Source organism: Cytobacillus sp. IB215316 (assembly GCF_033963865.1).
GTDB lineage: Bacteria > Bacillota > Bacilli > Bacillales > SM2101 > Nanhaiella > Nanhaiella sioensis.
The window spans coordinates 18,345-31,646 of record NZ_JAXBMC010000013.1; the positions used below are offsets into that span (position 1 = coordinate 18,345).

15 protein-coding genes are annotated in these 13,302 nt (G+C 34.6%); 3 read left to right on the forward strand and 12 right to left on the reverse strand.

Going from position 1 to position 13,302, the window contains the following annotated elements; all coding sequences use genetic code 11:
- Nucleotides 1–112 precede the first annotated feature (112 nt).
- Complete coding sequence (locus tag SLH48_RS17350) at nucleotides 113–1,168, forward strand: beta-propeller fold lactonase family protein (RefSeq protein WP_320259181.1); 1,056 nt, start codon at nucleotides 113–115, stop codon at nucleotides 1,166–1,168.
- Between the two features lie 211 nt (nucleotides 1,169–1,379).
- On the opposite strand, the gene SLH48_RS17355 is transcribed toward SLH48_RS17350, so the two are convergent.
- The 3 genes from SLH48_RS17355 to SLH48_RS17365 form a co-directional block, all read right to left on the reverse strand.
- Entirely contained in the window at nucleotides 1,380–2,078 is a 699-nt protein-coding gene (locus SLH48_RS17355; RefSeq protein WP_320259182.1) for an aspartate/glutamate racemase family protein, read from the reverse strand.
- 267 nt (nucleotides 2,079–2,345) lie between these two features.
- Nucleotides 2,346–2,780 carry a GNAT family N-acetyltransferase gene (locus SLH48_RS17360; protein ID WP_320259183.1) on the reverse strand — a complete coding sequence of 145 codons (435 nt, stop codon included), beginning with the start codon at nucleotides 2,778–2,780 and terminating at the stop codon, nucleotides 2,346–2,348.
- A 175-nt stretch (nucleotides 2,781–2,955) separates the two neighbouring features.
- Nucleotides 2,956–3,576: a DJ-1/PfpI family protein gene (locus SLH48_RS17365; RefSeq protein WP_320259184.1), complete on the reverse strand. Its 621-nt coding sequence runs from the start codon at nucleotides 3,574–3,576 to the stop codon at nucleotides 2,956–2,958.
- Between the two features lie 313 nt (nucleotides 3,577–3,889).
- Here SLH48_RS17365 and SLH48_RS17370 point away from each other — a divergent pair, with 313 nt between their 5' ends.
- Nucleotides 3,890–4,039: a hypothetical protein gene (locus SLH48_RS17370; RefSeq protein WP_320259185.1), complete on the forward strand. Its 150-nt coding sequence runs from the start codon at nucleotides 3,890–3,892 to the stop codon at nucleotides 4,037–4,039.
- A gap of 354 nt (nucleotides 4,040–4,393) precedes the next feature.
- Here the strand turns inward: SLH48_RS17370 and SLH48_RS17375 are convergent, their stop codons facing one another.
- From SLH48_RS17375 to iadA, 8 genes are all read right to left on the reverse strand, one after another.
- Nucleotides 4,394–5,110: a hypothetical protein gene (locus SLH48_RS17375; RefSeq protein WP_320259186.1), complete on the reverse strand. Its 717-nt coding sequence runs from the start codon at nucleotides 5,108–5,110 to the stop codon at nucleotides 4,394–4,396.
- 125 nt (nucleotides 5,111–5,235) lie between these two features.
- Entirely contained in the window at nucleotides 5,236–6,045 is an 810-nt protein-coding gene (yidC, locus tag SLH48_RS17380; RefSeq protein WP_320259187.1) for a membrane protein insertase YidC, read from the reverse strand.
- Nucleotides 5,994–6,359, reverse strand: a complete 366-nt coding sequence (locus tag SLH48_RS17385) for a hypothetical protein (RefSeq protein ID WP_214484174.1) — start codon at nucleotides 6,357–6,359, stop codon at nucleotides 5,994–5,996. Before SLH48_RS17385 ends, yidC begins: the two co-directional genes overlap by 52 nt.
- Nucleotides 6,360–6,575: 216 nt before the next feature.
- Complete coding sequence (locus SLH48_RS17390; RefSeq protein WP_320259188.1) at nucleotides 6,576–7,142, reverse strand: hypothetical protein; 567 nt, start codon at nucleotides 7,140–7,142, stop codon at nucleotides 6,576–6,578.
- 14 nt (nucleotides 7,143–7,156) lie between these two features.
- Nucleotides 7,157–8,296, reverse strand: a complete 1,140-nt coding sequence (locus tag SLH48_RS17395) for an FAD/NAD(P)-binding oxidoreductase (RefSeq protein WP_320259189.1) — start codon at nucleotides 8,294–8,296, stop codon at nucleotides 7,157–7,159.
- A gap of 38 nt (nucleotides 8,297–8,334) precedes the next feature.
- Entirely contained in the window at nucleotides 8,335–8,574 is a 240-nt protein-coding gene (locus SLH48_RS17400) for a sulfurtransferase TusA family protein (RefSeq protein WP_320259190.1), read from the reverse strand.
- 28 nt (nucleotides 8,575–8,602) lie between these two features.
- The gene (locus SLH48_RS17405) at nucleotides 8,603–9,004 is read right to left on the reverse strand and encodes a DsrE/DsrF/DrsH-like family protein (RefSeq protein WP_214484177.1); all 402 of its coding nucleotides are present in this window, start codon (nucleotides 9,002–9,004) and stop codon (nucleotides 8,603–8,605) included.
- 277 nt (nucleotides 9,005–9,281) lie between these two features.
- A complete protein-coding gene (iadA, locus tag SLH48_RS17410) occupies nucleotides 9,282–10,451 on the reverse strand; it encodes a beta-aspartyl-peptidase (RefSeq protein ID WP_320259191.1) in 1,170 nt (389 codons plus the stop codon).
- A gap of 192 nt (nucleotides 10,452–10,643) precedes the next feature.
- Between iadA and SLH48_RS17415 the strand changes: the two genes are divergently transcribed.
- On the forward strand, nucleotides 10,644–11,570 hold the full coding sequence (locus tag SLH48_RS17415; protein ID WP_320259192.1) for a manganese-dependent inorganic pyrophosphatase: 927 nt from the start codon (nucleotides 10,644–10,646) through the stop codon (nucleotides 11,568–11,570).
- A gap of 410 nt (nucleotides 11,571–11,980) precedes the next feature.
- Here the strand turns inward: SLH48_RS17415 and SLH48_RS17420 are convergent, their stop codons facing one another.
- Nucleotides 11,981–13,195, reverse strand: a complete 1,215-nt coding sequence (locus SLH48_RS17420; protein WP_320259193.1) for an FAD-dependent oxidoreductase — start codon at nucleotides 13,193–13,195, stop codon at nucleotides 11,981–11,983.
- Nucleotides 13,196–13,302: the final 107 nt, after the last annotated feature.

A 13,302-nucleotide genomic window follows, 5' to 3' on the forward strand; every position in this document is an offset into this window, starting at 1 on the left:
TTCCTTCTGAAGCGCTATGCTCGCCCCCTACAAAAAAATCTAGGAACTGGAAAAAACCAAGTTATAGCTTCATATGATTGTATTATCCATACTTTTGAAGAGGTGATTCATATTGACCATTGCTGTCATTGATGTGAAAACACATAGCTTGATAACCACAATCCCTGTAGGTACTGGTCTTTTTGATACTTATGGGATGGCTATTACTCCCGATGGAAAACTAGTTTATGTAACAACTTTACCTGACTCAATATCTGTTATTGATGTGAAAACTCATTCAATCATTGCTACGGTTGCAGTTGATGATTTGGCAGATGACTTCCCAGTTGATATTGCATTTACACCCGACGGTAAATTAGCTTACGTGACTAACCCTTTCAGCAAGAAAATTTCCATAATAGATGTAAAAACTCATTCAGTTATTTCTTCAATTCAAGTAAGTAGAAATCCTTTCATCGTAGATATTTCTCCAAATGGCAAACTTGCTTATGTCACAAATAAAGATATTCAAATTGTAGAGCCGAACACAATATCTGTTATTGACGTAAAAACTCATTCATTGATTAACACAATAGAATTTGCAGTTACTGATAACTTATTGGATATTGCATTCAACCCTGATGGTAGCATCGTTTATGTTGTTGGAAACTCACCTAACTCAACTGTTTTTGCGATTGATACAGACACACACTCAGTCATTGCTACAATTGTAGTTGGTGATTCTCCATTTAGCCTTAAATTTACCCCCGATGGCAAACTTGCTTATGTCGTTAACAGAGGAGGTGCATCAGTATCAGTTATCGATGTGAAAACTCATACAGTCATAGCAACTGTACCTGTGAATGCCTTATCAGGTAATATTGATTTTAGTCCTGATGGTAAATTGGCTTATGTAACCAGTGAGACCTCTGATAATTTTTTAACTGCCATCAATGTGAAAACCCATTCAGTTATTGCGAATATCATGATTCCCTTCGGACAATCCGATGTTACATTCACCCCTGACGGAAGACTAGCTTATGTGACTCATCAAAATGATGAGTTTGTCTCAGTGGTTGATGTTAAGACCCATACGGTGATTGCTACAGTTCAAATTAATTTTCGGCCTAGCACTGTTATATTCACACCAGATGGTAAGCTAGCTTATGTGACTCAAATTCTTATCTAATAGCATTATCGTAGATTCACAAGCCACTATGACCTTTAAGTAAATATGTGATAGCATGACAAGGTTTAACTTTCATCCAACTTCTTTTTTAACATTATAAAAAGACGTCCTTCTACACAATAAAGACGTCACGCTATACAATCATTTGTAATATTATATTACTCAAATATTCTTAGATGAATTTTTCTAAAACCCCTCCTACCTATTGCTCTTATTCCTCATTCATAGCATAATCAGCTGCTTTAATAGCATGGATCTTTGTCGTATCAAAGACAGGAACTGATATGTCTTGCTCCTTTATAAGCATCGTTATTTCTGTACAACCGAGTATAATACCTTCAGCTCCTTGCTCAATTAACTTATCGATGATCTCTACATATTGACGCTTGGATTCATCCCTTACTTTGCCTAAACAAAGCTCATTATAGATAACATCATGAATAATGTTGCGCTCTCGTTCATTAGGTACAATCACTTCTATATTATCATTCGATTGTAATCGCCCTTTATAAAATTCCTGCTCCATCGTAAACTTCGTTGCTAATAGTCCAATTTTTGTTATCCCACATTGCTTTATTGCTTCTCCCGTCATATCTGCAATATGAAGCACTGGCATTGTAATTGCTGTTTGGATATCCTCAGCCATTTTATGCATCGTATTTGTACAAATAAGTAAAAAATCTGCGCCACCTTTTTCTATACACTTTGCTGCATTGATAAGTTCGACGGTCGCTTCATCCCATTTCCCAGCAAATTGAAGGTCTTTGATATGTTGAAAATCTACAGAGTACATTAAACTTTTCGCTGAATGATGTTTTCCTAGTTTTTCTTTTACTCTTTCATTAATTAATTTGTAATATATAGAGGATGATTCCCAGCTCATTCCACCAAGCAGCCCGATTGTTTTCATTATATTTCTTCCCCCCTCATCAGCATAATCATTTGAACATTCAGATAATTAAAGTTTATTTTAACACCTTATGAGATAAATCATAGTGGATTAACTAATTACTTTCAAAATAATCTAATTGTAACAAAGGTTATATATTTTAGCTTCTATTTTTAAATCTATCGTTCCTAATATAGAGGATAAAAACGTCTTTTACTCAACAGTCATTGTTGTACAAAAGAAATATGCCTTAAACCTAGTTGTATACTTGTTACGAAAACAACCTTATTAAAAAACCTTATACATTAACTTATGAGGGCCAATTGGATAAATTTCAAATATATCACCTTGTGGTAAAAGGCCTAATTTTTCGTAGTAATCACATACAGATACACGCGCATTGCACCACCAAGAGTCCACATTTTTTTCATTCATCAATGCTTCTGCATAATTAATCAAACTACTACCTGCATTATTATTTCTATATTTCTTCAAAGTCGCCATCCCTCTTAGCCTATATTGTACATGACCGTCAATCAACGGGTGACACTCGTTATAGAACGAGGCTACACTTACTATGCTGTTATTTACAAAAGCTCCCAAATGAAATGATTGATGATGATCATGCTCGTACTTACATGCCTCTATTGTTTGATGAGGGCGCAATACTTCATTACGTATTTCATAAGTGTCTTCAGGGTTTATCTGTTTTACAGCTATCATGATTAAGCCCCTTTCTACATAAATTTACACTCAATTATTGTCGAGAAGAATGTAACTTGATAAGTAACATATACTACACAAGATTAATTCGTATTGGTTAGGTGTACTTCTAATTCCCTTCAAACTTATTAAAATACGGACAAAACAAAACTTATGCTAAAACAAAGATGATAGTCTAATTGCTATCAGTCGTACTCGTTCTCCACACCGTTCCTCTTCTCTCATACTCTAATCTTTTTTCCACTGCATAGGCTACATCCGATCCAACAAACCGTTCTATTAACCATAAAGCCAAATCAACACCTGACGTGACTCCTCTTGCAGTAAGTAACTTATTATCATCTACTATTCTTGCACCGATCACTTCACAACCTAGGGCGGCCATTTCTTTTGATGCTAGGTGATGCATTGTAGTTGTACGACCTTTTGTTATCCCACAAACCGCCATTAACATTCCACCTGTACATACACCACCAATAATCGTACCTTGTTCGTATAATTGTTTGATTATCTGAGGTAAAACACCCCGTTCCGCTTCTTTTCTAGCACCCTGCTCCCCTTTATGGTTCCATCCACCCCCCGGAACTATTAACATATCTGGACGTTTTTCAACGGAGATTGTAGCATCTACATTTACCTTCAAACCATAAAAGCCTTTTACTTCCTTTTGCTCATCTAACGTGACAAGACTTACTTGAAAATAATCTTTTATTTCATTTGAACGCTTTAAAACTTCATAAGGAGCAATTGCATCTAATTCATCAAAACCGTTAAATAGTATAATTTGTATAACCATTTATACACCTCAAATCACGATGAATGTTATTCTAGTTATATCTTACTCTCGATTTTAACATAAGAAAATTCTTAAATTTTTATATGTAAACATAAGAAAAACTTATCTTACCCACCTTTACAAACTACAAACTATATTCCTACTCTATACAAGTAGACCTATGCTCCAAGACACATACTTTTTTTGTAAATTATACATTTTGTCCAACCTCTTAAATGATCAGTTCATATACTAAAGTAGTTTTATATAAGGAGGTGTATGAAAACTGGCGTTTTGTGTCCGACTTAGAGAGCCTATAAATGCAGAAGTTGGGGTGCAAGAATTTATTCAAGTGTGTACCTTCTCTACTACTGATGCAGATATAGACACAAAAGTATTAATAGCACTAGGAGATCACGATCAAGCTAATGATATAGAATTTGTATTTAGTGATGGGACTCCAAAAGAGAGTTTAATGAAGTAGGTGTTCATATCTTTGACCCTGTTATACTAAACACATGTGCCAACATTATTGGTACGTTCAACAAACCTGGAGAATATCTATTTAATGTTGCATTACTAGAACAAACAACTAACGAACTCTTAGATTTTGAAGCGTCTACTGTCAAAATGTTTGATTAAATACTAGCACTCTTTCTATATTTATTACCGTAAAAAAACTACACCTCCTGTTATTACTAATGAGTAACATTGGAGGTGTAGTTTGATGTTCATAGGCTGTGATAGCAGCTATAATTAAATCCGAAATGAACAGCTAGCAATCGTTTCATCTGTCCTTATTTAGCCATTATATTAACAAAGCTTTCAAGAAGTGCCTTTATTTTTTAATGATAGATGAAGCGTCTCTTATCTTTCTTTCAAACAATATCTTTTTCGGTTTGACAAATCCATCTCGAAAATAATATTCTCTTTCATCACTATTTCCATCAAAGGCTGCTTTAATTTGTTGAGCTACATACTTTCGAAATGGAAAACTATTATATTTTTTAGGATTATAACTAAGCTTTAATTCAGGATAGTCATAGATTTTTCCTTCATAGACTAAATCTAGTTTGTTAGCGCTCCGGAAATCATTTGGTGAGACTAGTGAACTAGGCTTATTAAAAAGCTTTATACCACTACGTCTCAAAATCTCTGCAACAAACTGCGAACAAAAATAGGATGAAGGAACTTCAATTGGATGGTTAATAGGTACACCAAACAATCCTATAAAATTGTAATAGTACCATTTCCTATTTTTTTTAAAAGCTGCAATAAGTCGCAGCATTTTATTATAAATACGTTCATTTACTTCTAATTTATAAATAGCACACGTTGTTTCAGGGTACCAACTAAAAGTACCTTTCACAAAGTCCTCTTGTACAAATCCACCGTATAGAGGGTTAATTGGTTGCTTACGTCCAAAGCTAAACACTTCATTCAACTCTTTATCTAATGCTATTGAAGCATGATTATATGGGGCATGTGTGACAAGTTTAATTGTTCTATTAAGTGTTGTACCGGTATCCGTTAATAAAATATAAACTTCCTTCATAAATCTCCCCCCTCTATTCTCCTAATAAGATTACGATAATTATAAATGAGAATGTTAAGATTATAAACCCTGTATACAACAGTATTATTTGGCAAGAGAGGAGATAAAAATCTGACTATCATTAATTATTCTACAACATTGCCATTTGGCATTAGCCTCTTGTTAAAAAGAACGTGCGCAATGACAGTTTGAAAAATCATAAATACTCCACCGACTGTCCAGTACAGAGGTAAAACTGCTGGAGCGGTTAACGAAAATAAGCCAATTAAAATTGGTGACACATAACCTATAAACGCAAATTGTTGTTGCTGTTGTGAGTTCATGCCCATTTGCGATACTTTATACTGAATCAAATAAACGAATGCTGCTATGAGCGCCATAATTATATCCGGTTGCCCGAGGTTAAACCATAGAAATGAATGGGTAGCGATTTCAGGTGTGCGCTGAATCGCATAGTAGAAGCCAATTAAAATTGGGAATTGTATGATCATTGGTAGACAGCCAATCGATAAAGGATTAATCCCATGCTGTTGATAAAGTTCTAACATCTCTTGTTGCAGCTTTCTTTGTTCATCAGGCTTCATAGCTTTGTCTTTAAGCTTTTGTTGTATTTCCTTCATTTCAGGCTGGATCATATTCATCTTCTCTTTCATGTTCAATTGGTTACGGAATTGTTTAATCATCATAGGCATTAAAATTAGCCTAATGATGATTGTTATCACAATGATAGATAATCCATAACTACCTTTAAACAGGGCTGCAATATATTGAATTAAATAAGAAAATGTATACACAAAATAATGATTAAACCATCCAGATGTATTGGCATCTATTGGCTCTGCCGTTGCTTGGCAGCCACTTAACAAGACCAATCCAATGATAACTAATAAACTACTCTTTTTCTTAAGAATTGTGAATACAGACTGACGTACCACAGTTTTCCTCCTCGTCTCATTTGTAATTTTGTTCTTAATGAGACCGGAAAACAATCTGAATCGTCATCAGGAGCTTCTTTCCGTTTTACTTTTGAATTGATCCAATGTTGTATAAGCTTAACCTCTCCTGATTTTTGTTGATCAAGTAAAGGAGATAGCTGAATGGATTGTAAGTATTCTTTATTTGAAAATTGATGTTTATTTACATATTGCTTAGAAATATAAAGGACTGCTGACACTACAAGTGCAGTAGTAATAAGTAAACTAAGTGAAAATATATAAGGGAAGATATTATTTATCAATTCAACGAACATCTGTATTCACCTCCTGCTTGAATATATCTTTGTATACGGACTACAACCTAAAAGGTTTCATTTTATATTACGGCTGTTTATATTTACTTTGTTGTTAGGATCACTATAAAGGATTGCTTTCAAAAGATACCACGTAGATTAGTTATATATGTATTTATTTTTTTGTACTAATAAAATAAGCAACATACTGGATATGTTGCCTTAAGGATTTTGAGACTATTTCAGTTCTGTAGAAAGGGACTTCAAAAAAAACAACAGTAAACTCAAACCTTCTCTTGTCTCTCTATCAAACATTGATCTTGACAATTGCATTGCTGTTAATGGGTCTTTTCCTTTACGATCTAATTGTGCTTTGTTAAAAGCGTTAACTACACCTTCAGCCATATTAATTGAACCATTCTGTAACATCACATCAGCTACTTCGATCATTTTTATTGATTTTTCAAACATATCACTAACCATAGAACTAGTCATAGCTTGTTTCATACCATTTATCAGCTCAGCCAATTGAGCTAAAGTTGTTAATACGCCATTTTCTTCTAGCTGCTTAATTTCAACTAACGTCTGTTGTAAACTTTTACTTACTTCAACGAGAGTTGTCAATAATTCTATCGTTTCAGGCTGAATTATTTGATCAGCTACTTCAGTAATCTTTACCGTTTTATGAGCTAGCTCTGAAACCATTTCTCCAGTTGTTGCTTGACTAACAGCATCCAATAATTGCTTTATTTTATCACTCGTTTGATCAACCACTAAGTGTTCTCCTTGCTCACTATTACTCAATATGAACACCTTCTTTACAAAATTCCTCTTGCGTTTAGCCAATATAACTCACCATAGACTAGCTTGAACCAATGAAGAAAATCAGAAGTGGCAACTGGTTTAGGTGGTGTATGATAGTCGAATGTAATCATACTTGCGTCCTCCAAACTGTTTTCTAAAAAACACGCGACTTTACCATTATATCTATGAGTTTCAGGTAAACCTTTAACACGATTCACAATATTAGGTACTAACACTTCTGTCTGATAATGTGCTGTGGAGCCAGCTTTGCTAATTGGTAAGTTAGTGGCGTCTCCTATCACATAAATATTATCTGATCCTGCCATTTTTAATTTATAACGATCTGTCGGAATGAAGCCGATCTCATCACCTAGTCCTGAATTTACAATCACTGGTGCCCCTTCATGAGATGGAATAGAAATGAGTAGATCATAAGAATGCTCCTCACCATCCATCGTCATTACAACCTTGCGTTGTGGATCAACTGATTCTACGTTGAAAAATGACTCGAATTCTATTTTGCGTTTCTCAAATTCCGGTTCTGCCCAAGCTGACACTGGTTGCAAGGAATGAATTCTACCTATTGGATATGTGTATTTAATCGTAATATCGTCTTTTATACCCCTCTTGCTAAAATAATCTTCTAACATTAGGGCTAATTCTAGAGGAGCTGCAGGACATTTATGAGGAACGTCAATCGTAATAAGAATTTTACCTTTTTTCATATCTACTAGCTTATCTCGTAATTTAATAGCCCCTTCAAGTGTATAGAAATTATCTGCTCCCTTTTGTAAACCAGGGATACTATTAAAATTAGGGTGAGAGCCAGTAGCAATAACTAAAAAATCATAGGAATATTGAGTTGTCTTTGACTTTATCATATTTTTTTCAGGGATAATTTCTTCAATATCATCAAATTGTAAATGAACATTTCTATGGACGAGTGTGTCTTGCTGACGGATAAAATGTTCAGGGGCTTTTTCATTAAATACAACATATAAATAACCAGGCTGATAAATATGCTGTTCTGTATTAGAAATTAATTGAATCTCAACTTTATCTTCTGTTATTTCATCATTTAACTGCCGTGCTAATTTATTCGCTACCATCATGCCACCACTACCTGCACCGATGATAACAATCCTTTTTTTCATGGAGAAAAACACCTCTCCTTCCTTCAAATTACATAAAATTATCTCATTTTTCTGACCGCTATTTTGTAATTTTCTTCTATTCTTTTTAAATAAACTATTTCGTGACCCATTTTTTTGGCCCATTCGGGAATGTCAACAGCCGATCCTTTGTCGGATGAAAGAACTTCAATAATGTCACCTACCTTACTTGTTTTAATCGTTTTAATAAGCTCCATTAATGGACCTGGACAATATGAGCCACGAGCATCAATAGACCTTGTGATCATAACATCTGCCATAGGAATAACACCTCCAATAAATATTTTCTTACATAGTTATGACTTGTGAACCTTGTGTCATTGTTAAAAATTTGGTGACCCCTATAATATCATCGAAAACGTTAATCATATCATCTTGCTGCCAGCCCATAATATCCATTGCTAACGCACAGCCGTAAATATGCAAGTCCCCTACATCTTTTCCTTCTTTTAATAAATGATCAAATAAAGGAATATCTTTTAATAGCAGTTCTTTACCAACAACTCCTGTTTTGAATTCTTGCTTCTTGAATTGGTCAATACGAAACGACGTCAACGCATTCATTGTTACAAAAACATTTACCTTCATTCCTGACATCGATGCTACTGATCCGACTAATGCACCTGCATGTAATTTTTCAAGCTCGTCACTCATTAGAATAATGCCTATAGATGGTTGCTGCGCACTCACTTTTTATTCCTCCTTACTTAAAAATTTTATTTACAACTATATTATATAATACCTATACCCGTATAGGTGTTACAACTTCATGAACAGTATACTTCTTATCTTTTTTCTTCCAACAACTGTAACTAAAGTTGCTGGAAGTAAAAAACTTAAACGTCATTTATGTATAACTCGCCATTAACAGAGCTGTCTTCAACTCTTATTTCATTCACCTTTATACAAAAACAGCGAAAAAGGCACTAAACAATATTATGCTTAGTACCTTTTTACATAGATCTAATTATTCAAATGTTCCTTTCACAATTACTTGCCTATCCTTGACCATCTGTTGTCCCTTTGCAAATACATGTTCAATATTAAGAGTTTGTTCATTTAGAATAACAATGTCTGCATCACTACCTTCTTTTAACAAACCCTTCTGTGGATACGCACCAATTGCTTTAGCAACATTAGAGGTTACGATTTTTAAAGCATCAGCAAGGTCGATATTTTTCTTCGTAACTAAATGCTTAAAAACAGTGTATAGAGTATCCACTTTACCTACATCTAACCCAATGATGTTGCTGTTTTCATTATAAACAGGTAAGCTTCCATTTCCATCAGAGCTTATCGTAATGTTTTCTACCGGAACTTTATGATTAAAACATTCTACTACGGCATCACTCGGTGTGATTTCGTCATTGTTATAAACCTCTGCGTATGTTGATATATCAATACGACCACCAACTTGTGCAAACTGAATAGCTTGTTCTAGTAGCGCCTTCGTTCTTGAAACATGTGTAGGCATGAATTGAGTAATAGGAATGTCAGTTTCTTCTACAATTCGTAATAACTGATCAAGTCGAGCGCCTCCACTTCCTACATGGATATGCACCATACCACTTTTGCCACTTAACATACCTGCTACTCTTGCTTCAGAAGCTAAACGAATTATTTCTTGATCAGCCATTTGTGAAGACCGATGATCTGCAAGCGCAACCTTCACACCAATTACTTTATCAATAAACATAATATCCTTCTTCACACTACCTGTAATTGTGACACTCGGTATTGTATATGAACCTGTATGGATAAATGTCGTTATTCCTTCATGTTCTAAACCATGAGCCTTTGCGAGGAGGGATTCAATATGCCTTGTTTCACCATCTGTTCCGAGCAATCCAACGACGGTAGTGATTCCATTTTGCACAAGATCAGATAACACTACCTCAGGTGTTCTACTATAAAAACCAAGTTCGCCACCACCACCTATTAAGTGAACATGTTGATCAATAAACCCTGGAACGACGACCTTGCCCATTGCATCAATGACTTCAACATCAAATAGATCATGTTCTACAGAAATATCCTCAGCTATCTTCACGATTTTATCGTTAATCATTAATATGTCTGCTTTTCCGTGATAGTTAGGATTGTATATTTTACCATTTTTAATTAATATGTATGACATCTCTACTCTCCTATCTAATTTTCACCAATCATAACATAATTTACAAAACAGTCTACATCTCGTTATCGATATAAATCTTTATTGTAAGTATTCATATATGATAAAATATGTTGTTAGTATATATATCTCATATTTTAATAAAGGATTTCCACTGGAATTCTATTAATAATGAATAAGTGAAGGAGAATATGAATGGAAAAAACACTCATTTTCGGACACAAAAATCCAGATACAGATACAATCTGTTCTGCAATAGCTTATGCGGAATTAAAAACACAAATTGGAATGAACGTTGAGCCTGTACGCCTTGGTGAAGTAAATGGAGAAACACAATTTGCTTTAGACCATTTCCATATAGATGCCCCACGTTTAGTTGAAACAGTTTCAAATGAAGTAAACAGTGTCATTTTAGTTGACCACAACGAGCGTCAGCAAAGTGTGGATGATATCAATAGCGTTCGTGTACTCGAAGTTATTGACCATCACCGTATTGCTAATTTTGAAACGAGTGACCCTTTGTATTATCGTGCTGAACCAGTTGGTTGTACAGCTACGATCTTAAACAAGTTATATAAAGAGCACGGTGTTTCAATTAAAAAAGAAATTGCTGGATTAATGTTATCTGCAATCATTTCTGATTCATTATTATTCAAATCACCGACATGCACGGAAGAAGACGTAGCTGCTGCTCGTGAATTAGCAGAAATTGCAGAGGTGAATCTCGAAGAATACGGCTTAAACATGCTGAAGGCTGGTGCAGATTTGAGTGATAAATCTCCTAGTGAGATGATATCCCTTGATGCAAAAGAATTCCAAATGGGTACTGCTAAAGTTGAAATTGCACAAGTAAACACAGTAGATACAGCTGATGTTCTTACTCGTAAAAACAACTTAGAAACAGCGATGTCAAATGTTATTAATGATAAAGATTTAGACTTGTTTTTATTCGTTGTAACTGACATTTTAACGAATGATTCAACTGCTATTGCACTAGGTGAATCTGCTAATGCTGTAGAAAAAGCATTCAATGTATCATTACAAGACAATACTGCTATTCTCAAAGGTGTTGTTTCACGTAAAAAGCAAGTTGTTCCTCAATTAACTGAAGCATTATCTTAAGAAATACCTAAGTAACATGCTGAAGGAATCTCACTTACGAAAAATGTAAAGTGTAAGCACGGTCCAATACGTTTATACTTTTAAACCTATAAAAAGCTGTTTTTTGCACGTCACTTGTTGGCATGCTTAAAACAGCTTTTTTTCAATCTAACACTTACACAATATAGATTAAACTTCTACAACTTTTGCTCTTATGAGTAGTTTAGTTACTCTAATTAAATAAGTTTCCCTACGTAGTTCATCTTCTCAACGTCAACTGAATCAAATGATCCATCTAGTATCTTTCTAACATCACTTAACGTATCCTGAAGACTTACCGTCATTCCTTTCTGTCCACTATAAGACTCAGCAACATAGAATGGTTGAGTTAAATACGCCTAAAGAAAACTTATGCCCTCATTTACAACAGTCTACATAGATGAAGCTCGATGTTTTCCATACAGCTCCATCGCTGGATGTGAGCCCTTTGTTATGACATCTCTTAATATGTTTGCTAGCACTCCGCTATAAACCATTCCGTTATCACCATATGCATATATAAAATAACAGCTTGGGAATTCTTCATATTGTCCAATCATAGGTAGCCCATCATGGGTGCCACCATAAAAAGCACCTAAATAATAATCTGGATTAACTGCTATGTTTGGGAACAATTTATTGAATTCCTCTACTAATTTCTTCTTTTTATGAATAATTTTCGAATCACGATCATTAGCATAGTGGGTATTCTCGTCCAAGCCTCCAATAATTATTCGACCGTCAGGTGTTGTCCGCATATAAATGTAAGGGCGAGCAGTTTCCCAAATCAATGTTTTGTTATACCAGCCTGAAAAGTCATCTACAGGATTAGTTACGATAGCATAGGAACTAGTTAAGTACCCATTTTTTTCTTTTTTAAATTCTAATCCTTCATAGCCAGCAGCAATGATCACATGTTTAGCCTTAATAGCATGCTTATTTGCTGTAAAAAAAGTTGTTGAACCGTTCTCAAATTTATGACCGTTAATTCTAGTTCGCTCAAATATTTGAACTCCTCTCTGTTGAGATTCCATTAGCAGACCATGTGTATATTTATAAGGATTAATTTCCCCATCATCATAAATATGCAAAGCTAACTTCTTAGCAAAAGGATACCGCTCACTAATCTGTCTTTCAGTTAATAGATCTACATGAAAGTGATGTTTATGAAGAAAGTGATATTCTTTGTTTAACTTTTCTACTCCCTCTTCATCACTAGCATAATAAAGGCTATCTCTACGGTTGAATTCCGGGTCTATTTTCATTTGCATTGCAGCTTTTTCGATGTCATTCATTGCTTCTTCACATAATTTTGTATGTAAAATAGCCGATTGTTCACCAAAACTATTGACTAGTTCGAATAACATTTTATCTCCCAAATATTGTATTAAAGCAGTGTTTACAGCTGTACTGCCTTGTCCAATTTGTCTTCTATCGACAACAGCCACCTTTAAATCAGTTTCACTGAGTAAATAAGCACATTGTGCACCAGAACTCCCTCCACCTATAATAAGAACATCACAATTGATGTCTTCTTCTAACACAGGATATGATGGAGGATTGTTATAAGTTGTCGGCCAATAAAATTTACCACTTTGCAAGTCCATAAAATAGCTCCTCATATATATTTTCTTAGGCTCTTTTCGTAGGCTTCTTTACTACAATTGTCAGTTTTAAAAGAGAGAAGGTACCAGAAATGCTACGGAAAAAGCAA